General features: G+C 73.1%; 14 protein-coding genes and 1 pseudogene. 4 read left to right on the top strand and 11 right to left on the bottom strand.

Annotation, left to right across the window (positions count from 1 at the left end; genetic code table 11):
- Window positions 1-335: 335 nt before the first annotated feature.
- Together aroA and leuS are read right to left on the bottom strand one after the other, a co-directional pair.
- The gene (aroA, locus tag ACIBQZ_RS33830) at window positions 336-1592 is read right to left on the bottom strand and encodes a 3-phosphoshikimate 1-carboxyvinyltransferase (protein ID WP_396092900.1); all 1257 of its coding nucleotides are present in this window, start codon (window positions 1590-1592) and stop codon (window positions 336-338) included.
- A 44-nt stretch (window positions 1593-1636) separates the two neighbouring features.
- Window positions 1637-4471, bottom strand: a complete 2835-nt coding sequence (gene leuS / locus ACIBQZ_RS33825) for a leucine--tRNA ligase (RefSeq protein WP_396092899.1) — start codon at window positions 4469-4471, stop codon at window positions 1637-1639.
- 410 nt (window positions 4472-4881) lie between these two features.
- Here leuS and ACIBQZ_RS33820 point away from each other — a divergent pair, with 410 nt between their 5' ends.
- Genes ACIBQZ_RS33820 through ACIBQZ_RS33810 form a run of 3 tightly spaced genes read left to right on the top strand, consistent with a single transcriptional unit; the run spans window position 4882 to window position 9707 of the window.
- Window positions 4882-5931 carry an AAA family ATPase gene (locus tag ACIBQZ_RS33820; RefSeq protein ID WP_396092898.1) on the top strand — a complete coding sequence of 350 codons (1050 nt, stop codon included), beginning with the start codon at window positions 4882-4884 and terminating at the stop codon, window positions 5929-5931.
- Window position 5932: 1 nt separating this feature from the next.
- On the top strand, window positions 5933-7222 hold the full coding sequence (locus ACIBQZ_RS33815; RefSeq protein WP_396092897.1) for a DUF58 domain-containing protein: 1290 nt from the start codon (window positions 5933-5935) through the stop codon (window positions 7220-7222).
- A 13-nt stretch (window positions 7223-7235) separates the two neighbouring features.
- The gene (locus tag ACIBQZ_RS33810; RefSeq protein ID WP_396092896.1) at window positions 7236-9707 is read left to right on the top strand and encodes a DUF3488 and DUF4129 domain-containing transglutaminase family protein; all 2472 of its coding nucleotides are present in this window, start codon (window positions 7236-7238) and stop codon (window positions 9705-9707) included.
- Window positions 9708-9928: 221 nt separating this feature from the next.
- On the opposite strand, the gene ACIBQZ_RS33805 is transcribed toward ACIBQZ_RS33810, so the two are convergent.
- From ACIBQZ_RS33805 to ACIBQZ_RS33765, 9 genes and pseudogenes are all read right to left on the bottom strand, one after another.
- Entirely contained in the window at window positions 9929-10315 is a 387-nt protein-coding gene (locus ACIBQZ_RS33805) for a DUF3040 domain-containing protein (RefSeq protein WP_396092895.1), read from the bottom strand.
- Between the two features lie 92 nt (window positions 10316-10407).
- Entirely contained in the window at window positions 10408-11703 is a 1296-nt protein-coding gene (locus ACIBQZ_RS33800; protein WP_396092894.1) for a DNA polymerase IV, read from the bottom strand.
- Window positions 11704-11740: 37 nt separating this feature from the next.
- A complete protein-coding gene (locus tag ACIBQZ_RS33795) occupies window positions 11741-12883 on the bottom strand; it encodes an alkaline phosphatase family protein (protein WP_396092893.1) in 1143 nt (380 codons plus the stop codon).
- On the bottom strand, window positions 12880-13626 hold the full coding sequence (locus ACIBQZ_RS33790) for a methyltransferase (protein ID WP_396092892.1): 747 nt from the start codon (window positions 13624-13626) through the stop codon (window positions 12880-12882). The genes ACIBQZ_RS33795 and ACIBQZ_RS33790 overlap by 4 nt, the downstream gene beginning before the upstream one ends.
- A gap of 125 nt (window positions 13627-13751) precedes the next feature.
- Complete coding sequence (locus ACIBQZ_RS33785) at window positions 13752-14126, bottom strand: SSI family serine proteinase inhibitor (protein WP_396092891.1); 375 nt, start codon at window positions 14124-14126, stop codon at window positions 13752-13754.
- A gap of 79 nt (window positions 14127-14205) precedes the next feature.
- A complete protein-coding gene (locus ACIBQZ_RS33780; RefSeq protein ID WP_396092890.1) occupies window positions 14206-17547 on the bottom strand; it encodes an error-prone DNA polymerase in 3342 nt (1113 codons plus the stop codon).
- Between the two features lie 14 nt (window positions 17548-17561).
- Window positions 17562-19241, bottom strand: a complete 1680-nt coding sequence (locus tag ACIBQZ_RS33775) for a DNA polymerase Y family protein (RefSeq protein ID WP_396092909.1) — start codon at window positions 19239-19241, stop codon at window positions 17562-17564.
- Window positions 19242-19879: 638 nt separating this feature from the next.
- A pseudogene (locus tag ACIBQZ_RS33770) lies at window positions 19880-20632 on the bottom strand (hypothetical protein); the annotation flags it as partial.
- 791 nt (window positions 20633-21423) lie between these two features.
- The gene (locus tag ACIBQZ_RS33765; RefSeq protein WP_396092889.1) at window positions 21424-21969 is read right to left on the bottom strand and encodes an SAV_6107 family HEPN domain-containing protein; all 546 of its coding nucleotides are present in this window, start codon (window positions 21967-21969) and stop codon (window positions 21424-21426) included.
- 588 nt (window positions 21970-22557) lie between these two features.
- Between ACIBQZ_RS33765 and ACIBQZ_RS33760 the strand changes: the two genes are divergently transcribed.
- Complete coding sequence (locus ACIBQZ_RS33760; RefSeq protein WP_396092888.1) at window positions 22558-23358, top strand: SDR family NAD(P)-dependent oxidoreductase; 801 nt, start codon at window positions 22558-22560, stop codon at window positions 23356-23358.
- Window positions 23359-23389: the final 31 nt, after the last annotated feature.

Below are 23389 nucleotides of genomic sequence, written 5' to 3'. Positions count from 1 at the left end.
ACGGGCCGGCGGGCGGCAGACGGGCCGGCGGGCGGCAGACGGGCCGGCGGGCGGCAGACGGGCCGGCGGGCGGCAGACGGGCCGGCGGGCGGCAGACGGGCCGGCGGGCGGCAGGCGGGTGGGTTGCGGCAGGCGGGTGGCGGCGGGCGGGTGGCTGGGTGGTGGGCGCCACGCGAGCAGGCGGCAGACGGCAGACGGGCGGCGGGCGGGGCGGCGAGCGATAGCTGGCCGGCAGCACAGGCAGGCTGCAGGCACCAGACAAGGGGCTGCGAGCGAGCGGCGAGCCGCCGGCGGCCACTGAGCCCTTCCGATCGCCCCGCCGACCACCTGCCCGATCAGCGCAGTCGGTCGAGGTCCGTGAAGAAGTCCGGGTAGGTCTTCGCCACGCAGCCCGGATCGGCGATTTCCATGCCCGGCGACCGCAGCCCCAGCAACGACAAGCTCATCGCCATCCGATGGTCCTCATACGTAGCGAACCGCGTCGGGCGAGGCACCCCCGGATGCACCGTGAACCCGTCCTCGTCCTCAACCGCCTCGATCCCCGCCCGCCGCAACTCAGTCACCACAGCCGCCACCCGGTCGGTCTCCTTCCCCCGGATGAACCCGATCCCGCGCACCCGCGTCGGCGAGTCCGCATAAACCGCCACCGCCGCCAACGTCTGCGCCGTATCCGAAATGTCAGCCATGTCGACGTCAATACCGTGCAGGACCCCGCCCGCGCTCACCGTCACCGACTCCGCCGTGCGGGTCACCGTCGCGCCCATCCGCCCCAGCACCTCGGCGAATGCCACGTCACCCTGCAGGCTGCCGGCGCCGAGTCCGCTGACCGTCACCCGGCCGCCGGTCACCGCCGCCGCGCCCAGGAAGTACGACGCCGCGCTCGCGTCCGGTTCGATTGCGTACTCCGTGGCGCGGTACGTGCCCGGTGCCACGCTCAGGCCCTCTACCGAGACCCCGAACGCCGCCATCACCGCCCTGGTCATCTCCACGTACGGGACCGAGACCAGCGCCGAGGTCAGCTCGACGGCGAGGCCCTCGGTCATCAGCGGGCCCGCCATCAGCAGCCCCGACAGGAACTGGCTGGAGATGTGACCGCTGACGCGTACCGCTCCTCCCCGCAAGGGGCCGCGCACGGTCGCCGGCAGGAAACCCGTCGTGGACACCGTCGCGCCCAGGTCGCGCAGGGCCTCCAGGACCGGGCCGAACGGCCGGGCGCGTAGCTGGGCCGAGCCGTCCACGACCGTGGCGCCGGGGCGGAGCGCCGCGGCCGGCAGGATGAACCGCGACGTGGTGCCGGACTGGCGCGCGTCGACGGTGGCGGCCGCGGCGCCGCGCCGGGGGTCCACGCCGGTGACGGTCACCGTCGCGGTCGCGGGGTCGGCGTTGATCGTGGCGCCCAGTGCCGCGACCGCGCCGAGCATCGCCCGGGTGTCGTCGGCGAACAGGGCGCCGGTCAGCGTCGACGTTCCCGGGGCCAGGGCGGCGCACATCAGCGCCCGGTTGGTGATGCTCTTCGACCCCGGCGGGCGCACGGTGGCGTCCAGGGGTGCGCTCAGCGGGGCAACGGTCAGGACGTCCGGGAGATCAGGCACGGACCGATTCTTCCGGTACGGCGTGCCCGACCTCCCGACGGCCCTCAGACGACGACGCTGACCAGGCGCCCCTTGACCACGATCACCTTGCGGGGCTCGCGGCCCGCCAGCGCCTCGGCGACCGACTCCAGCGCTGCCGCGCGTACGGCATCCTCGGTCGTGTCCGGCGCGACCTCGACCCGGCCGCGGACCTTGCCGTTCACCTGCACCGGGTAGGTGATCGACTCGGCCACCAGCTGGGCCGGGTCGGCCACCGGGAAGTCGGCGTAGGCCAGCGTGTCCGGGTGGCCCAGCTTGCGCCACAGCTCCTCGGCCAGGTGCGGGGCGAACGGCGACATCATCAGCACCAGCGGCTCGATCGCCTCGCGGGACGTGGTGGCCAGCGGGGTCAGCGTGTTGGTCAGCTGGATCAGCTTGGCGATGGCCGTGTTGAACCGCAGCTCGTCCATGTCCTCGCGGACGCCGTCGATGGTGCGGTGCAGCACCCGCCGGGTCGCCGGGTCCAGCGGCTCGTCGGTCACCCGGACCGCGCCGGTGTCCTCGTCCACCACCAGCCGGCAGACCCGCTGCAGGAACCGCTGCGAGCCGACCACGGCGCGGGTGTCCCAGGGGCGGGACACGTCCAGCGGGCCCATCGCCATCTCGTAGACCCGGAACGTGTCGGCGCCGTACTGCTCGCTCATGTCGTCCGGGGTGACGACGTTCTTCAGCGACTTGCCCATCTTGCCGTACTCGCGGGCGACCTCCTGATCGCCGTGATACCACTTGCCGGCGCGCTCGACGACCTCCTCGGCGGGCACGATGACGCCGCGGGCGTCGCGGAACGCGTACGCCTGGATGTAGCCCTGGTTGAACAGCTTGCGGAACGGCTCGAAGGACGAGATGTGGCCCAGGTCGTACAGCACCTTGTGCCAGAAGCGGGCGTACAGCAGGTGCAGCACCGCGTGCTCGACGCCGCCGACGTACAGGTCGACGCCGCCGCAGTCCGCCGCGTCGCGCGGGCCCATCCAGTACGCCTCGTTCTCCGGGTCCACCAGCACCTTGTTGTTGTGCGGGTCCAGGTACCGCAGCTCGTACCAGCACGAACCCGCCCACTGGGGCATGGTGTTCGTCTCGCGGGTATAAACGCGAGGGCCGTCGCCCAGGTCCAGCTCGACGGTCACCCAGTCCTTCTTGCGCGACAGCGGCGTCTCCGGCTCGCTGTGCTCGTCGTCGGCGTCGAAGGTGCGCGGCGAGAAGTCGTCGGTGTCCGGCAGCACCACCGGCAGCATCGAGTCGGGCAGCGCGACCGGCAGGCCGGTCTCGTCGTAGACGATCGGGAACGGCTCGCCCCAGTAACGCTGCCGGCTGAACAGCCAGTCGCGCAGCCGGAACGTGGTCGCGCCCGTGCCGTGGCCGTGCTCCTCCAGCCAGGCGATCATCGCAGCCTTGGCGTCCGCGACGCCCATGCCGTTCAGCCACTCGCTGTTGATCGCCGGGGCGTCGCCGGTGAAGGCGCCGTCGAAACCGTCCGGCGCTTCGACGGTACGGATGATCGGCAGCTCGAAGACCTCGGCGAAGGCCCAGTCGCGCGCGTCCTGGCCGGGCACCGCCATGATCGCGCCGGTGCCGTAGCCGGCCAGCACGTAGTCGGCGATGAACACCGGGATGCGGACGCCGTTGACCGGGTTGGTCGCGTACGCGCCGGTGAAGACGCCCGTCTTGACCTTGCCGTCGGCGGTGCGCTCCTCCTCGGTCTTGGCCGCGGCCTGGGCCCGGTATGCCGCCACCGCCTCGGCCGGGCTCCCGTGCCCGCCGGTCCAGGCCTCCCTGGTGCCCTCGGGCCATGCGGCCGGCACGACCGAGTCGACCAGGGCGTGCTCGGGCGCCAGCACCATGTAGGTCGCGCCGAACAGCGTGTCGGGGCGGGTGGTGAAGACCGAGATGACGGAGCCGCCGGCAGCTCCGGAAACCTCAACGGGGAAGTCGACGTTTGCGCCCCGGGAGCGGCCGATCCAGTTGCGCTGCATCAGCTTGACCGGCTCCGGCCACTCCAGCGTGTCCAGGTCGTCGACCAGCCGGTCACCGTAGGCGGTGATCCGCATCATCCACTGCTTCAGGCTGCGCTTGAAGACCGGGAAGTTGCCGCGTTCGCTGCGGCCGTCCGGGGTGACCTCCTCGTTGGCCAGGACCGTGCCCAGCCCCGGGCACCAGTTGACCGGCGCCTCACTGACGTACGCCAGGCGGTAGTCGTTGATCACCTGCCGGCGCTCGACGCCGGACAGCTCGGCCCACGGCCGGCCGTCGGGGGTCTCGCGCTCCCCAGCCTCGAACTGCGCGACCAGGACCTCGATCGGCTTGGCCCTGCCGTCCGACGGATCGAACCAGGAGTGGAAGACCTGCAGGAAGATCCACTGGGTCCAGCGGTAGTACTCCGGGTCGGTGGTCGAGAAGCTGCGCCGCTCGTCGTACGCCAGGCCCAGCCGGCGCAGCTGACCGCGGTAGCGCTCGACGTTGGCCTCGGTGGTGATCCGCGGGTGGGTGCCGGTCTGCACCGCGTACTGCTCGGCGGGCAGGCCGAACGCGTCGAAGCCCATCGGGTGCAGCACGTTGTAACCCGCCATCCGCTTGTAGCGGGTGTAGCAGTCCGTGCCGATGTAGCCCAGCGGGTGCCCGACGTGCAGGCCGGCGCCGGACGGGTAGGGGAACATGTCCTGGACGTGCAGCTTCGGCGCGCCCGCGCGCGGGTGGCCGGGGTCGGCCAGCTCGCCGGTCGGGTTCGGCGCGTGGAACGTGCCGTGGCCGGACCAGAAGTCCTGCCAGCGGGGCTCGATCTCCGCGGCCATGGCCGCCGTGTAGCGGTACGGCGGGACGTCCGCGTTGGTCTCGGACTCGCTCATCGTCACCATCTCGATCTTGTGAAAGTCAGTCGACTGGGATCACCTACTTCAGGGCACAAAAAAGCCCCTCTCGCAGGAGGGGGCGCCGCACTGTTCTCTGCTACGAGATCAGCACGGCCGGCTAAGAAGCAGGAAGGACCGAGCCATGACTGCATGATACCGGGCGTCCGGTTCGCCCGGCGACCGGTATCAGCTCATGCTTATTCGTAACCCATCCGATATGCGTGTCCAGTTGACCACAAGCCGTTACAAGGTCTAGCGCGCCCTCGGCAGGTTGCTGTGACCGGGCTAACCTGTGGGGAACGGGCGGCGAGCGCCGGAGGCCCACGGACCGCCGGCCGCCCGCGAACCTTCGGTTCCTTTTCTACGTGAGCGCGTAGGAAGGGGCTTGAACGACATGGAGGAGGCCCGTGACAACGCCAACCTGGGACCAGCCCGGCGGTCCCCTGCCGAGTGCTGAGTTCCTCGCCGCAAGCGGGGCCATCATGGCCAACATCGAGCAGGTCATCGAGGGCAAGAGCGCGACGGTCCGGCTGGCTCTGGCCGTGCTGCTCGCCGAGGGCCATCTGCTGATCGAGGACGTGCCGGGCGTCGGCAAGACCAAGCTCGCCAAGGCGCTCGCCCGCTCGATCGACTGCTCGGTCCGGCGCATCCAGTTCACCCCCGACCTGCTGCCCAGCGACGTCACCGGGGTCAGCGTCTACAACCAGGAGACCCGCGACTTCGAGTTCAAGCCGGGCGCGGTCTTCGCCAACCTGGTGGTCGGCGACGAGATCAACCGGGCCTCGCCGAAGACCCAGTCCGCCCTGCTGGAGTGCATGGAGGAGCGGCAGGTCACGGTCGACGGCACCACGTACGAGCTGCAGGCGCCGTTCATGGTCATCGCCACCCAGAACCCGATCGAGATGGAGGGCACCTATCCCCTCCCCGAGGCGCAGCGCGACCGGTTCACCGCCCGCATCGCGATGGGCTACCCGGACCCGCGCGCCGAGATGGCGATGCTCAACGGCCACGGCGCCCACGACCCGCTGAACGACCTGCGCTCGGTGGCCGACGCCGCGCTGGTCCGCCGGCTGATCGCCACCGCCCGCGACGTGCACGCCTCCGAGGCCGTCCAGCAGTACGCGATCGCGCTGGTCACGGCCACCCGGGAGGCCCCGGAGATCCGCCTCGGCGCGTCACCGCGGTGCACCCTGCAGATGATCCGTACGGCCAAGGCCGTCGCCGCGCTCGAGGGCCGCGACTACGTGCTCCCGGACGACCTGCAGACGCTGGCCGTGCCGGTGCTGGCCCACCGCATCATCCCGACGGCCGACGCCCAGCTGAACCGGCGCACCACGGACGCCATCGTCGCGGAGATCGTGCACCGGCTCCCCCTGCCGCACGACCGCAGCCGCTCGCCGTACGACACGCGCGCGGTCGGCGACACCCGCGGGCAGTACGAGTCCCGGGGGCGGTGACATGCGGGAGGCTCTGCGGGGGCTGACCACACGCGGCCGTTCCTTCCTGGCCGCCGGCTCGGCCGCCGCCGTCTCCGCGTTCATCCTCGGCGAGAAGGACCTGCTGCGGGTGGCGATCCTGCTGGCCATGCTGCCGCTGCTGGCCGCGGCGTACGTCGGCCGCAGCCGCTACAAGCTGGCGTGCACCCGCTCGCTGGAGCCGGGCCGGGCCCCGGTCGGCTCCAGCGCGCGGGTCATCCTGCGCCTGCAGAACATGTCCCGGCTGCCCACCGGCACGCTGCTGCTGGAGGACCGGCTGCCGTACGCGCTGGGCAGCCGGCCGCGGGTGGTGCTGGAGCGGCTCGGCGCGCATCAGGCCAGCTCGGTGGCGTACACGGTCCGCGCCGACGTGCGCGGCCGCTACCCGGTCGGCCCGCTGGTGATCCGGCTGACCGACCCGTTCGGGCTGTGCGAGCTGACCCGCTCGTTCCCCAGCGTCGACCGGCTCACGGTCATCCCGCAGGTGGTCGCGCTGCCGGCTGTCCGGCTGGCCGGCGAATATGCGGGCACCGGCGACAGCCGCGCCCGCTCGGTCGCCGTGCACGGCGAGGACGACGCCGCGACCCGCGAGTACCGCCGCGGCGACGACCTGCGCCGGGTGCACTGGCGCTCGACGGCCCGCACCGGCGAGCTCATGGTGCGCCGCGAGGAGCAGCCCTGGGAGAGCCGGGCCACCGTGGTGCTGGACACCCGCCTGGACGCGCACCGCGGCGAGGGCCCGACGGCCAGCTTCGAGTGGGCCGTCTCGGCGGCCGCCAGCATCGCCATGCACCTGCGCCAGGCCGGTTACAAGCTGCGGCTGGTCACCGGCGCCGGGGTCGACGTCGACGCCACCGAGATCGGCGGCGAGGGCGCCATCCTGGACACCCTGGCCGACGTCAAGCTGACCCAGGCCGGCGACATCTCCGTGCTGGTCGAGCAGGTCCGGCGCCGCTCCGACGGCGGCCTGGTGATCGGGCTGTTCGGCACGCTCAGCGTGGCCGAGGCCGAGGTGCTGACCGGGCTGCGCGGCAACGGCGCGACCTGCATCGGCTTCGCGATCGACAGCTCCACCTGGGTCAGCATGACCGCCACGGACCGCACCGAGGGCGACCGGGCGCACGGCGCCTCGTCGCTGGCGCTGGTCCGCAGCGGCTGGCGCTCGGTGCCGGTCGCCCACGGCGACTCGCTGGCCGCGCTCTGGCCGGCCGCCGGCCGCGGCTCGCAGGGGTTCGCCTACCGGGCGGCGATGGCGGAGACGGTCGGACGATGAGGGGAGTGCTCCGGTGACCGGGCGACGACGACTGGGGCTCGTGGCGGCGGCCGCGACCCTGCTGTCAGCGGCACCGCTGTCGGCGATCTTCGACACCTGGACCTGGCTGCTGCAGTGCATCCTGGCGGTCGGCCTGGTGGCGGGCGCGGCGGTGCTGACCCGCACGCTGCGGTTCCCGACCTGGGCCCAGGCGCTGGGCATGGTCCTGGTGCTGCTGCTGACGCTGACCTGGATGTTCCCCAGCGGCGACGAGATCTTCTCGCTGCTGCCCTCGCCGGCGACGTTCCAGCACTTCGGCGCGCTGTTCAACGAGGCCGGCAACGACACCCGCTCGTACGGTGTCCCGGTGCCGGACCGCAGCGGCCTGCTGTTCATCGCGGTCTTCGGGATCGGCGCGGTGGCCATCGCGGTCGACCTGCTCACCGTCGTGCTCCGCCGGCCGGCCCTGGCCGGCCTGCCGATGCTGGCCATCTACTCGGTGCCGGTCGCGGTCTACGTCGACAGCGTGCCGGTGTTCCCGTTCATCGTCGGCGCGACCGGCTTCCTCTGGCTGCTGGTCGCCGACAACGTCGACCGGGTCCGCCGGTTCGGCCGCCGGTTCACCGGCGACGGCCGCGACGTCGACGTGTGGGAGCCCTCGCCGCTGGCCGCGGCCGGGCGCCGGCTCGCCGTCATCGGGGTCGCCACGGCGGTGCTGCTGCCGCTGATCGTGCCGGGCCTGAACACCGGCCTGCTCAACTCGCTCACCCAGGTCGGCACCGGCAACGGGGTGGGTGGCTCGGGCACCGGCGGCACCGGCCGGATCAACCTGTTCGCGTCGCTGAGCGGCCAGCTGTCGCAGACCCAGGTGACCAACTACGTGCGGGTCACGACCACCGAGACCGACCCGTTCTACCTGCGCTTCGGCGTCGCCGACGTGCTCACCTCCGAGGGCTTCAGCAACCGCACGCCGAACGGCCGCCCGCTGTCGCGCGGCATGGGCGACCCCCGGCAGAACGGCGGCACAGCCGGCGCGGAGTACCGGCAGTACCGCGCCGAGGTGGAGATCACCAACGACTTCGGCCAGACGCTGGCGCCGATCTACTCGACCACGATCGGGACCGACGGCCTGGACGGCGCCTGGTCCTACGACCCGAACACCCAGGTGGTCTACTCCAACCGCACGACCACCAAGGGCAAGAAGTACGCCTTCGACTACGTGCGTGCCAAGTACACCCCGACCGAGCTGCGCACCGCCGAGGAGCTCCCCCGCGACAACCCCCTGCGCACCCAGTTCACGACGGTGCCGGAGGACGCGAAGGTCGCCAAGCTGGTCGCCGACCTGACCAAGGGCGAGCGCAGCGAGTACGACAAGGTGATGGCGATCTACCGGTACTTCTCCCGGGACAACGACTTCACGTACAGCCTGCAGACCACGGACAAGGCTGCGGGCGTCTCGGCGATCTCGGCGTTCCTGGAGAGCAAGGCGGGCTACTGCCAGCAGTACGCGGCGGCGATGGCGTGGATGGTCCGCGAGGCCGGCATCCCGGCCCGGGTGGCGTTCGGCTTCACCCGGGGCAGCACCCGCGACGGCAACGCGTACATCCTGACCAACCGCAACGCCCACGCGTGGACCGAGGTCTACCTGGACGGCTTCGGCTGGGTGCCGTTCGACGCGACCCCGGCGGCCGCGGTGGTCGGCTCGACCCGCTCGGACTGGGCTCCGGACACCGACGCGGTCGAGACCCCGTCGCCGACCTCGACGGCCTCGCTGGCGCCGGGCGCCGACTCCTCGGCGGCCCCGGGCGCGGCGGACCGCCCGGACCGCGACCTCGACGCCGACTCGCTGGATGCGGGCAGCGCGGCCAACCAGCCGGGCCCCTCCACGACGACCCTGCTCACGGCGGCGATCATCGCGCTGCTGCTGGCGCTGCTGGCGGTGCCGGCCCTGCGCCGGATCCTGGTCCGCAAGCGCCGGCACGCGGCGACGGCCCCCAAGGTGACGGCGGTGACGGCGGCGACCGGCTCGGCCCCGCCGGGCGCGCGCGAGGTCGTGGTGACCACCGAAGCGGTCCGCGCCCGCGAGGACGCGCACGCGGCGTGGGACGAACTGGTGGACACGATGGTCGACTACCGCGTACCGGTGGACCCGACGGAGACCCCGCGGCACACGGCCCAGCGCCTGATCCGCGAGGCCGACCTGACCGAGGCCCCGGCGGAATCGGCGACGCTGCTGGGCCGCGCGGAGGAACGGGCCCGGTACGCCCGCCAGCCGCTGCAGGGCGGCGAGCTGACGGTGGCGCTGAACCAGGTCCGCAAGGGTCTGGCGCGGACGGCCACCAGGCGCACCCGGCTGGCGGCGATCCTGCTGCCGCCGTCGGTGATGCTGCGGTGGCGGCTGGGCATGGGCGACACGTCGGCGAAGTGGATGAGCAGCTTCAGCCGGGGACGGGACCTGCTGGTCCGGTTCAGCCCGCGCCGGCTGCTGGCGAACCGGGCCCGCTGAGCGCCACCGCAAGCACCGACAGCAACGCCCGGCCGGACCCGGCCGGGCGTTGTGGTGTGTGATCAGGCCGCCGCGCGAACGGGCCGGCCCCGGGCGTAGCAATCAGCGGCGTCCCGCCACGGGACGCCGCTTCGGTGTTCGGCGCTCATCGTCGGTGATGAGCTTGCGGATACGGCGATGGCGGCCGGATGGCCGCCATTCGTCGCCGCTGGTTGACCGGGTTACCGGTGGCCTTCGGGACGCTGACGCCAGCGGTCCTCGAGCCGGTCGATGAAGCCCGCTTTCCTGGTCTGCCGGGTGCGGCGGGTCGCGGTGCCGCCGACGGCGTGCAGGTCAGGAGCCTGCCCCTTCCGGCGGCTCTGCATCCCGAACGCTGCCGCGGCCAGCATGACCACGAAACCCGCCACGCCGAGCAGCGTGTTGCTGCTCACCGTGCCGTAGACAACCAACGCCAATCCAGCGACGATCACGAACGCGGCGACGACGAGTCGGCGCCGGGCGTGGAAACGCGGGTCGCTGGCCCGCACAGCCGAGGCGAATTTGGGGTCCTCGGCAAGCGACTGCTCGATCTGATCGAACAGCCGCTGCTCGTGCTCCGAGAGCGGCACGGCATTCCTCCCCGGGCGCATGTCCGGCCCTCCGGCGGTGGTGCAGGCGGGCCGATGGTGCGAGACAGCCGACCGGCTGCCTTACCGCAAGTCTACGAGGGCGTTGGCGGGTCGGAAAGCGGGACGACCGTCGAGTGCGGGTGATTTTCGGTTCTGCGTTGATCGGTTTGTCCCAAAAGACTGGCCGGTCCGACGATGGAGCGGCCGAATCGGGCCGTCAGGGCGTCGGTCGCCGCCTCCGCCTCGCGCCAGCCGCGCTCCGGCTCCCCCAGCGTGAGCTGCCGGGATGCGCCGGCCGCGGCGGCCAGGCCCTCGACCCGGACGCCGACGAGCCGGATCGGCTCGCCCGCGCGCAGCGCCTCGAACAGCGCCCAGGAAATCCCGAAAATCTCCCGTGCCACATCGGTGGGGGTCGGCATCGTTCGAGACCGGTTCACGGTGCGGAAGTCGGCCATCCGGATCTTGATGGTGACCGTCCGGCCCACGTGGCCGCCGGCCCGCAGCCGGGCGCCGACCTTGTCGGCCAGCGCCAGCAGGCTGCGCCGGATCGTCGCCGGGTCGGTGACGTCGGTGTCGTAGGTCAGCTCCGCGCCGACCGACTTCTCCACGTGTTCGGCGACCACCCGGCGCGGGTCGCGGCCCCAGGCCAGCTCGTGCAGGTGCGCGGCGGAGGCCTCGCCGAGCGCGCCGCGCAGCATCCGCACCGGCGCGGCGGCCAGGTCACCGACCGTCATCAGGCCCAGCCGGTGCAGCGTCTCGGCGGCCCGCTCCCCCACGCCCCAGAGCGCGTCCACCGGCAGCGGGTGCAGGAAGTCGAGCACCTGGCCGGCCGGGACCACGATCACCCCGTCGGGCTTGGCCCGGGTGGAGCCCAGCTTGGCCACGAACTTGCTCGACGCGACCCCGACCGAGCAGGTCAGCCGCTGCTCGGCGGTGATCCGGGCGCGGATGTCGCGGGCGATCAGCGCCGGGCGGCCGAGCAGCCGCTGGGCGCCGGCCACGTCGAGGAACGCCTCGTCCAGCGAGAGCGGCTCGACCAGCGGGGTGACGTCGCGGAAGATCGCCATGACGGCGGCGGAGGCGGCCGAATACTCGGTGAAGTCGGGTGGCAGGAACACCGCGTGCGGGCACAGCGCGCGGGCCCGCATGGCCGGCATCGCGCTGCGGATGCCGTAGCGCCGGGCCTCGTAGCTGGCCGAGCTGACCACGCCGCGGGGCCCGAGGCCGCCCACGACCACCGGCTTGCCGCGCAGCTCGGGGCGGCGGCGCACCTCGACGGCGGCGAAGAACGCGTCCATGTCGACGTGCAGGATCGAGCAGCCCGCGTCGTCGGCCTCCGGCCCGAACCGCGGATCACGCCCCCGGCCGATGGCCTGACTTCGTCCCACGACCAGCAGGCTAGCCCGGGGGTACGACAAGTTCGGGTCAGCGGGCGATCACCAGGGGCACGGTCATCTCGGCCGCGGTCACCGACCCGTGGTACCCGACCAACCGGCCCACCGCCGGCGGTTCCCAGCCGCTGGCCACCACCACGGCCCGCTGCTGGCAGATCACCACCACGTCGCCCAGCCGGCCCAGGTGCGCCGGCGGCACCGGCCCGTACCAGCCGCCGGCGATCGCCTCCTCGCGGGTGAGCACCCAGGCCGCGTCGCCCAGCACCCCGCGCCACGCGGCGATCACGTCGTCGCGGGACCCGTCCTCGACGTACAGGTAGCGGACCCGGGGTTCGCCGGAGACGGCGACGATCCCGGCCGCCAGGACCGGGTCGGTACCGAGGTCGAAACGCCCCTCGAGCGGCACGTTGAGCTGACCGTGGTCGGCGGTGACCAGCAGCGCGGCGCCGGCGGGCAGCCCCTCCACCAGCCGGGTGACGAGCCGGCCGACCTCAACCGCGGCCTCCTGCCAGGGCGGCGAGCCGACCCCGGCGGCGTGCCCCTGATGATCGAGGTCCGGGTGGTAGCCGTAGACCAGGCCGGGGCGGGACAGCGCCTCGAGCATCCGGGTGGAGAGGGTCAGCGGGTCGGGGCCGCCGCTGAACGCGGCGCCCCGGTTCGCGGCCACGGTCAGGCCGGTCCCCTCGAACTCGGGCCGGGTCACCTGGGTGACGTTCACGCCCGCGGCGGCGGCCGTCTCGAAGCGGGTCAGCAGCGGCTGCCAGTCGGCCGGATCAGGGTCGCCCTTCCACTGGATGTGGTTGAGGATGCCGCCGTCGGGCTTGCGCAGCGTGAAGCCGAGCACGCCGTGCGCGCCGGGCAGCGCGCCGGTGCCGAGGGTCACCAGGCTGACCGGGGTGGTGGAGGGAAAACCCGAGGTCAGGGCCCGGGTGGGCAGCTCGCCCAGGATCGGGGCCAGGGCCGCGACGAGCGGGATCTGGTACGTGCCCAGCCCGTCCACCAGCAGCACCGCGATCCGGTCCACGCCGGCCAGCTCGGCGCCCAGGCCCAGCACGTCCACCGCGCCGGGCACGCCGAGCACCGCGCTGACGCTGGGCAGCAGATCGGCCAGGCTGGCGCTCCCGTAGGCCGGCGCCACCGGCGTGAACGCCTCCGGCGGTAGCTGATCGTTCACGGGCGCCGCGCGAAGAGGTGCAGCTGGGAGGCGATGTCGCGGAACGGCGGCCGGGCGGACAGCGCCAGTTCCAGCTCGAGCATCGCCTGCGGGTCGGCCTCCACCACGGCGGCCGGCACCAGGTCGGCCAGCACGCGTACGCCGTGGATCTCCTCGACGGTGAGGCCCGCCGCGACCAGCAGCGCGGACGCGGTCTCCGCGTCGTACCGCCGGCGCAGGGTGTCCCGGCTGCCGGCGCGGCCCTCGTCGTCGCCGAGCAGCGCGGCGGCCGCGGCTAGGTGGCCGTTGACCGCGCGGCCCAGCACGGCTGCGGCCCGGCCGGCGACCAGCAGGCTGACCGCCCCGCCGGGGCGCAGCGCGGCGCCGATCGCGGCGACCACCTCGGCCGGGTCGTCGACGACCTCCAGCACCGAGTGGCAGAGGATCAGGTCGGCGCTGCCCGGCGCGACCAGGCCGGCCAGGGCGTCGCCGTCACCCTGGACCGCGCGCACCCGGTCGGCCACGCCCGCGTCGGCGGCGCGCCGGGTCAGCGCGGCGAGCGCGTCCGGGCTGGCGTCCACGACGGTGACGGTGTGCCCGGCCTCGGCCAGCGGCACGGCGAACCCACCCGTCCCGCCGCCCACGTCCAGCACGGTCAGCTCGCGCCCGGCACTGCGTTCGAGCTCGCGGCGCAGCACCGCCCAGACGGCGGCGGTGCGCACGGTGACGGGCGGGCGGGGTGTTCGCGTCGATGCGGTGTCCACCTGGGCAGCGTATCGGCCGCGCGCCGGGCGGGGGCGCTGGAGTGTGCGGGCCACTCTTTCCATGATCGTTGCCCGGGACGGCGGGACAGCTGGAACGGGCGTTCGTCGACCGGCGGAGGCGCTGCTCAGAAGGCCGTGAGCACCCCGGTCGTCCGGTGCATGTCGCAGGCGTTGCCGTACCGGTGCGACCAGTCCACCTTGCGGCCCCGCCAGGTGCCCTTGACCTGGGCGGTGATCGGCGCGTACTCCATCGTGCACATCCGCGCGGCGGGCCGCAGCCGGGCCGGGTCACCGCCGACCCGGGCGAGCGCCCGGCAGGCCTTGACCTTCTTGGGGTGGGCGCCGCCGGCCGGGTCGCAGCGCAGCGTGACGGCGGCCGCGTAGCCGGCGTCCGCCAGGTAGCTCACGGTAAGGTCGCTCCGCCGCGGCGCAGCCGCGCCGGCCGGGTCCGCCGTCAGCAGCAGGGTGGCGGCGGCCGTGGCGGCGAGGGCACGGATCATGACGATCTCCTTTTCCGCTGCGCATCTGGTTTACCCCACAAAAGGAGCAAGACGCGCAGAACGGAAATATAGTGTCCGTTCAGCGGAAGTCCCGGGAGGCCGGGCTGATCGGCGGGGTGACCGCCTCCAGCCGGTCCGCCACCAGGTTGAGCACCCCCTCGGACTTCTCCAGCCGCCCCCGCACGATCAGCGCCGCGCTGGTCCGGGCCACCCGCCGGTAGCGCTGCCACAGCCCCGGCGAGCAGGTCACGTTGAGCATCCCGGTCTCGTCCTCCAGGTTGATGAACGTGACCCCGCCCGCCGTCGCCGGCCGCTGCCGGTGGGTGACGATGCCGCCGGCCCGGATCCGGGTGCCGGCCTCCACCCGGCCCAGCCGCGCGATCGGCAGCGCGCCGGCCCGCTCCAGCTCGGCCCGGATGAACTGGGCGGGGTGCGAGTCCGGGGACAGCCCGGTCGCCCAGACGTCCGCGACGAGCTTGTCCACCTCGGCCATGCCGGGCAGCGTGGGCGCGGTGGTGCCGGTGACCGTACCGGGCAGGCGGTCCGGTTTGTCCTGGGCGGCGGCGCCCGCCGCCCACAGCGCCTCGCGCCGCGAGAGCCCGAAACCCGCGAAGGCGTCGGCGGTCGCGAGGGCCTCCAGGTGGGCGGTCGAGCATCCGGTCCGGCGCGCGAGATCCGCGAGATCCCGGTACGGCCCGCGCGCGCGACGCTCGTCCTCGATGACCTGGGCCAGGTCGTCACCGACGGTACGGACGCTGCGCAGCCCCATCCGCACGGCCGGGCCGCCGAGCCCCCAGGCGTGCGGCGGCTCCCCGGCCTCGCTGCCCCAGCGGGTCTGCGGGGTCGACTCCAGGACCGCGGCGGCGTCGCTGCGGTTGATGTCCGGCCGGCGCACCTCAACACCGTGCCGGCGGGCGTCGTCGACCAGCGACTGCGGCGAGTAGAAGCCCATCGGCTGGGCGTTGAGCAGGGCCGCGCAGAACGCCGCCGGGTGGTACCGCTTGAGCCAGGAGCTGGCATAGACCAGGTACGCGAAGCTCATCGCGTGGCTCTCCGGGAAGCCGTAGTTGGCGAACGCGGACAGCTTCACGAACAGCTCGTCGGCCAGGTCGCCGGTGATGCCGCGCTCGGCCATGCCCTCGTACAGCCGGGCCTTGATCCGTTCCATCTTCTCCACCGAGCGCTTGGATCCCATCGCGCGCCGCAGCTGATCGGCCTCGGTGGGGTCGAACCCCGCGACGTCGATAGCGAGTTGCATCAACTGCTCTTGAAACAGCGGCACGCCGAGTGTTTTGGCCAGGGCGTTAGCCATCAAGGGATGAGGGACGGTCGGTTCCTCAAGCCCGTTTTTTCGCCTTATATAAGGATGCACGGACCCGCCCTGGATCGGCCCGGGCCGGATCAGGGCTACCTCCACGACCAGATCGTAGAATTTGTCCGGCTTGAGCCGGGGCAGCGTCGCCATCTGCGCGCGGCTCTCCACCTGGAACACCCCGACGGAGTCGGCGCGGCAGAGCATCGCGTAGACCTCGGGATCGTCCAGCCGCATGGTGCCGATGTCCAGGTCGGAGGAGATCATGTCGTACGCGTAGTGCAGCGCCGACAGCATCCCCAGCCCCAGCAGGTCGAACTTGACCAGCTCGATCGCCGCGCAGTCGTCCTTGTCCCACTGCAGCACGGTGCGCCCCGGCATCCGCCCCCACTCCACCGGGCACACCTCGATGATCGGCCGGTCGCAGATGACCATGCCGCCGGAGTGGATGCCCAGGTGCCGTGGGAAGTTCTGCACCTCGTTGGCGAACGCGACCACCTGCTCGGGGACGCCCTCGTTGTCGATCGCCGCGACACTGCCCCACCGGTCGATCTGCTTGCTCCACGCGTCCTGCTGCCCGGGCGAGAAACCAAAAGCCTTGGCCATGTCCCGTACGGCGGACCGCGGGCGATACGAGATCACGTTGGCGACCTGTGCCGTGTGCTCCCGGCCGTACCGGCGGTAGACGTACTGGATGACCTCCTCGCGGCGGTCGGACTCGATGTCGACGTCGATGTCCGGCGGCCCGTCCCGCTCCGGCGCCAGGAACCGCTCGAACAGCAGGTCGTACGCGACGGCGTCGACGTTGGTGATGCGCAGCGCGTAACAGACCGCGGAGTTGGCGGCCGAGCCCCGGCCCTGGCAGTAGATGTCCGACTCGCGGCAGAAGTTGACGATGTCGTAGACCACCAGGAAGTAGCCGGGGAAGTTCAGCTCCTCGATCATCTTCAGCTCGTGCTCGATCTGCGCGTACGCCTTGGGATGCGCCTGCGGCGGCCCGTACCGGTCCCGGGCCCCGCGCATGGTCAGCTCCCGCAGCCAGCTCATCTCGGTGTGCCCGGCCTCCGGGATGTCGAAGTCCGGCAGCCGCGGCGCGACCAGGTTGAGATCAAAGGCGAGATCGTCACCGAACATCGCGGCGTTCGCCACCGCACCCGGGTACGCGGCGAAGCGCCGGCCCATCTCGGCGGCGCTGCGCAGGTGGGCGGTGCCGGCGGCGGGCAGCCAGCCGTCCATGTCGTCCAGGCTGCGCCGCGCCCGTACGGCCGCCAGCGCGGTGGCCAGCCGGCGCCGGGCGGGGGTCGCGTAGTGCACGTTGTTGGTGGCGACGACCTCGAGGCGGCGGCTGCCGGCCAGCTCGGACAGGGCGTCGTTGCGGTCGTCGTCGTACGGGTCGCCGTGCGCGGTCAGCTCCACCACGACGTTGCTGCGGCCGAAGAGCGCCACCAGCCGGTCCAGCTCGTACGCGGCGGCGTCCACCCCGTCGGTCGCCAGGGCCCGGGGCACGCTGCCCTTGCGGCAACCGGTCAGCACCAGCACGTGGTCACGCAGGACCGCGGCGACGTCCTCCAGGTCGCCGTACGCGGGTTTGCCCTTCTCCGCGCCGTCGAGCTGACCGCGGGAGATCGTCCGGGCCAGCCGGGCGTACCCCTCGGGCCCGTGCGCGAGGGCGAGCAGGTGCCGGCCCTCGGGGTCGGCCTCGCCGTTCTGCGGCCTGGTCAGGTCCAGCGACAGCTCGGCGCCGAAGATCGTGGGCAGCCCCAGCTCCCGGGCGGCCTGCGAGAACCGGACCACCCCGTAGAACCCGTCGTGGTCGGTGACGGCGAGCCCGGTGAGCCCCAACCGGGCCGCCTCCTCGGCGAGCTCCTCGGGGTGGCTGGCGCCGTCCAGGAAGCTGAAGTTGGTGTGACAGTGCAGTTCGGCGTACCGGTCCCGGGAGGGTGCCCGCACCAGGGCCGGCGCCTGATAGGGCTGCCGCTTGCGGCTCCAGGCGGGGGAATCCCCGCCGTCACCGTCGACGGCGAGCGGGTCGACGACACGCAGGTGCTGCCGGCCGGTGAGCGTGCCCTCCAGCGTGGACCACGGCATCCGTGGATTGTGGAAACCCACCGCGTCACCCCGTCCTAGTCATAGATGGCCTCGATCGCCCAGTGCCCGGAGACCAGGGAGAGCAGCAACGCCCGGCCGTCGTCGAGGACGACCTGGAACCGCGCCCGGCGGCGGGCCTCGGCGGGCGCCCACCAGCGTTCGTCGACCGGCCAGGGCCCGGCCCACCCGGTGATCTCCACGGGCCCGCCGGCGCCGACGAGCAGGAAGGCGGGATCGCCGGTGAGCTCGAGCCGGGCGCTGACCCCGACGGGCGCCCGGTCGGCGTCGAGCACCACCGCGGGCAGGGCCTGCGGCAGGACCAGGGCAGGCGCGGGCCGCGGCAGCCGACCGGGCCAGGACGGCACCTTCGGCTCCTTCCTGCCCTTGCCCGTTCCTTTTTCGGCGGGTGGCTTCTTCCCCGCCACGGGCAGCGGGCCCGCGGCCGGGACGTCGGTCAGGGCAACCACCGCCGGCAGCGGAGCGACCGGCTCCCCGGCGGGGCGGGCCGGCACCCGCTCGTCACCCCACGGGACCAGCCGCACCTGATCGTCGGCCGACCGCCCGCCGCCGAGCACGGCCGTCAGCACCGCCTCCGGCCCGAGCAGACCCTGGATCCGGCTCAGGGCACGGTGGGCACGCTCGCGTTCGGCGCCGGTGTCGCCCCAGAGGCCGGGCTGCAATCCGAGGTGGACCAGCACGCCGTCGGGGACGAGCCGCAGCCGGACCAGGCCGGCGGTGGGCCGGTTCGGTGCGCCCCGGAGGGCCCCGGTGAGCCAGCCGTCGAGCTGCCACCGTACGCGTTCGGCGATGGCCGCGGCCGTGAGCAGGCCCTCGTGCCGCCACACCCGGTGCAGTTCCTGCCCGTCGGCGGTGACCGCCTCGATGCCCAGCCGGGTGCAGGCCAGCCCGTACGCGGCCAGCCGATCGTGCAGCCGCTCGGCCAGCACCCGCCCGGCGAACGCGGCGACGTCGACCCGTTCCAGCGGCTCGTCGTAGGTGTCACTGACATCCAGATCGGGCGGCGGCTGCCGGACCGCCAGCGGCCGATGGTCGAGCCCACCGGCGAGCCGGTGCGCCAGCGCCCCGTCGAACCCGAACCGGGTGAGCACGTCGGAAGCGGGCAGCGCGGCGAAGCCACCGAGGCTCTTGACCCCCAACCGCCGGAGCAGGTCGGCCAGCTCGGGCCGCTCCAGCGCCTCGACCGGCACGGCGGCGAGAAACTCCCGGGTACGCCCGGCAGCAACAATCGTCCCGGCCCGCGCAGCCAACCCGGCGGCGAAAACCCCCTCGGCGATCCCGACCTGACTCTCCACGGCACAGGCCTGCGCAACCTGCTCGACGATCCGCTCGGCGGCAAGCTCCTCACCCCCGAAGTACCGGGCCGGCCCCCGCGCGGCAAGCGCACAAGCCCCCGGCCGGATCACCTCGACCCCGACCGCAACCTCCTCAACGGCGGCCACCACCGGCTCAAAAGCCCGCGCATCCCGCCCCGGATCATGATCGACCACAACCAGCTGCGGACACCGGCTCTGCGCCTCCCGCCGGCGCAACCCCCGCCGCACCCCATCGGCCCGGGCAGCCTCCGAACAGGCCAGCACCCGGTTCCCGTGCAGCACGGCAACAGGACCGGAAGCGGTCACCCCATCCACGATCTCCGCGGCGATAACCGGCCAGTCCGGACACCAGAGCAACAAGGTCCGCACGCCGCCACTCACGCGCACCCCGCTTCGGTGGGCCGTCCGGACGCTGCCGCCGCGACGTCCGGGGCGATCGCAACCGGCGCCGGCCCGGCCCCCGCCGGCGGTGCTTCCCCGGAGCGCTCCGAAGCGGAACCCGCGGACATGATCGGCGTGACCGAGGCAAGCGGCTCACCAACAGCAGCGAGCGATCCGGCATTCGCGGAAACCGGCCCCTCGTTGTCGTGGGCGGCAAACCCTCGCGACGGGACGGCGACGAGCGGCCCGGCACCCACCGAGCCCGAACCACCCAACCCGCCTGACGGACCACCGGCGAGCAGCCCGGAAGTCGCCGATGCTGGCTCTTCGTCATCGGCGGCACCAAGCCCGCACGACCGAACAACAGCGAGCGACCCGGCATTCGTGGAAGCTGGCCCCTCGTTGTCGGAGGCGGCAAGCCCCCGCGACGGGACGGCGGCGAGCGGCCCTGCACCCACCGGAGTCGGTTCCTCGGCGGTGGTGGCAGATGCCGGCGGGGGCACCGCGACGGGTCGGAAACGTGACCGCTCGAGGGTGCTCGGCGCGGGGTCGCGCGGCGACTCGGGTGAGCCGGGTGTCAGATCGTGCGGCGGCCCGGCGGTGTCGGGTGCCGGGTTGCGGGGTGGCGCGGCGGCGAGGCCCGGCATCCACATGGTGATCTCCTTGGGCCGGGCCGCCGTGCCCCGGCCGCGGGCGACCACGGTGACCTTGCGCCGGCGCAGGCGGCCGTGGCCGGTGCCGAGCCCCTCCCAGCGGCCCTGGGTGACCTGCAGCGTCACATCTGCGCCGTCCCATCGGCCGTAGGGCACGAGCACGCATCCGCGCTGCCGGGCGCGGGCGGCCAGCCGGCCGGCGATGGACGCGGCCACCTGCCCCGGCACGGCGATCACGACCACGTCGACACCGTCGATGAGCGCGGCGACCACGGTGGGCCATTCGGGACCGGGGTTGGGCACCAGCGCGAGCCGGTCCAGGGCGATCCCGCTCTCCGCCGCGGCGAGAGCACCGAGCGTGGGGACGCCGACCACGGCGCACCAGGAACCGGCGGAGGACGCGGCGGCAAGAAGCCCCAGCAGCAGAGAGGTGCTCCCGCTCCCGACCGCCGTGGCACCCGCGCCGGGCACCGATCTTGGCGAATCAGGGCGCGCTCCGCGCCCGAACTCACCAAGATCGCGAGGACCGGCGGACGGCAGCGCATCCTGATGAACGGCGGGTCCGGGGGTGATGCCGATCGCGACGGTGCTGCCGCGACGCAGGCCACGATGCGGGAGCAGGCTGCTCAGCGCGGGCAGCACCGGCAGCGCCCGCTGAGTGCCGAACTCCCCGGTGTCCCGGGCCGGCCGGATCAGCTCAGCAAGGGCCGCAGCACCGTTGATCATGCGCCCGGCCATTTCCCCGCCCCGCTGGTACACGTATAGAACTTGATCTTTATGGTCACGGATCGCCGGTGCTCCCGACGACTCGGAAGGGGTCCGGGCCGCCGCAAAAGAGGTGCGAGAACCGCACGCCGCCCTCTGGGCCACAGCCAGATCCCCGCCCCGGCAGCAATCAGAAGCACCACCACTTCGGAGCAATCGAACGACCACTCGAACGACGCACCCGAAGCAACCCCGGAAGCCACCGCCCGAAGCCACCACCCGAACCGCCACCCGAAGCCGCCACCCGGAACCGCCACCCGGAACCGCCGCCCGAAGCCGCTGCCCGAAGCCGCCACCCGGAACCGCCACCCGGAACCGCCACCCGGAACCGCCACCCGGAACCGCCACCCGGAACCGCCACCCCGAAGCCACCACCCGGAACTGCCGCCCGAAGCCACCGCCCGAAGCCACCGCCCGAAGCCACCGCCCGAAGCCGCCACCCGGAACTGCCGCCCGAAGCCGCCACCCGAAGCCGCCACCCGAAGCCGCTGCCTGGAGCTGCCACCCCGAAACCGCCACCCGAAGCGGGCCCCTGAAGCGGCCGTCAAACGGGAGCGGTCGCCGACCAAAGATCAGCCACCCCGGAGGGGTCGCTATCCGGAGTGGCCGGTCCACGGAAGCGGCCATGACCGCATGGTTCCGCGGGCGCAGCCGAGCCGCGCGAACAGCTCAGCCGAGTCATCCGAAGGCCGGGGTCGCGACAGCGGCGGCCAGCCGGCGGCCGGAGAGGTCGGCCAGAGGTCAGCCGTAGAGGTCGGCCGGCGCTAGGCGGCCTCGAGGGTCGGCTGATAGGCCACGCCCAGCGCTGATTCGACCAGAGCGACAAAATGCTCCGCCGCGCGCAGCAGATCGTCGGCCTCGCGGGGGGTGACCACGCGCGGTATGCCCGCTTCGGCCGCCGCCCGCTTGGTCGCGCCCAGGGCGAAGTAGCCGGCCCAGTCGCTGAACTCCGGTGCCACCAGGGCCAGCAGGGACCAGGCGCTCGTCACCCGGCTGCGTTTCGTCGGCGCGGCCGGTCGGGCGCGGGCTGCGAGGACCGCCGCGGCCGCGCGTAGGGCCGCGAGGTGGGCCGCCGCGTAGCGCAGGCCGTCCGGGCCGGTGCGGGATGCTTCCGCCAGGCCTTGGCGGGCGATGGCGAGCAGCTGGGCCGGGGTGCGGTTCGGCAGCAGGTTGGCCGGGACCGTGGGGGCAGCCTGGGCCGCCGCCGTGGGTGCGTGTGCCAGAGGGCCGGGACTCGTCGCCTGACCCGGGATCGGGTAGGCGCCCGGCTGTCTGAGAGTGGGCACCGGGTGGGCCGGGTTGCTCACCATGGTCGTCTCCTCGCGTGTGTCGCATCCGACGTGCTGGTCGAACCGATCCGCTGCGGAGGAAGAGCACAGCGGTGTGGCAGCCGGCCGGGTGTGAAGCTTCCCCACACCACACCCGGCCGGACTGGCCGGCGGGTCCGTCGCCCGCCGCTCGGGGGTCGAGAACAGCGGACGACGGTCCTGCCTTTGTGCCGGTCCGGACCCGCGAATGCCCGGACCTTGCATGCGGCACTTCGCGGGCGCCGCATCCGGGAGCCCCGCCGCGAACGCGACTCCCGGGTGGTCAGCCCGAGTGTTTCCCTGGCACAGGAGTTCGAACCAATCGAACACTCGTTCTAACTACGAATGAGACTACACCCCGGGTACGACAAAAACGCAACACCTGCGCGGGGCGTCGGGCACGACGGGAGATCACCTTCGCCCGGACCCCGCGGCGGGGAAGGACTGGCTGGTCAAGGCGGGTATGCCGGACCACCGGGAATTCCCGCCCAGGCCGCGCCAAACCGGGCAGCGCGCCGCAGTACCGTCCGGACATCCAGGGCGCCGGATGCCAGGATGAGCACGACTGCCACCCGATACGAGGAGCGACACATGGCACGCACGATCGTCATCACCGGGGCCAGCTCGGGTGTCGGACTGGCCGCCGCCCGGCAACTCGCCGCCCAGGGTGAGCAGGTGGTCGTGGTGGGCCGCGATCCGCGCCGGCTGGGCGCCGCCATGGCCACCGTCCGGGCCGCCGCCACCGGGCCCGAGCCGGACGAGTTCCGCGCCGACTTCGCCGAGCTCGACCAGGTCCGCGAGCTGGCCGCCAAGCTGCTGGCGCAGTACCCGAAGATCGACGTCCTGGCGAACAACGCCGGCGGCATGGTGGAGTCCTACGTCCGCACCGTGGACGGCTTCGAGGCCACCATCCAGGGCAACCACCTGGCGCCGTTCCTGCTCACCAACCTGCTGCGCGGGGCGCTGCACGGCGGCCGGGTGGTGAACACCGCGTCGCGGGCGCACCAGCGCGCCAAGCTCGACCCGGACGACCTGGTCGGCTCGGCCGACAGCTACAGCTCGTGGCGTGCCTACGGGGCGAGCAAGGCCGCCAACATCCTGTTCGCCGCGGAGGCGGCCCGGCGCTGGCCGGAGATCACCTCGGTGTCGTTCCACCCGGGTGTGGTGCGCAGCAACTTCGGCGTGGGCGGGGCGACCCGCTTCTTCTACCGGTTCGCGCCGTTCCTGACCACGCCCGAGCAGGCGGGTGACCTGCTGACCTGGCTGAGCACCGCGGAGGTCAGCAACGGGGCCTACTACGTCGGCCGCAAGGTGGCCCGGCCGGACAAGCTGGCCGCCGATCCCGCCATCGCCGCCCGGCTGTGGGAGACCAGCGCCGCGGCCGTCGGATAGCACCTACCGCGGGCCTGCGCTGGTGGGCGCC

The organism is Actinoplanes sp. NPDC049599, assembly GCF_044465625.1.
Taxonomy (GTDB): Bacteria; Actinomycetota; Actinomycetes; order Mycobacteriales; family Micromonosporaceae; genus Actinoplanes.
This window is presented reverse-complemented; position numbering and strand designations above follow the sequence as displayed.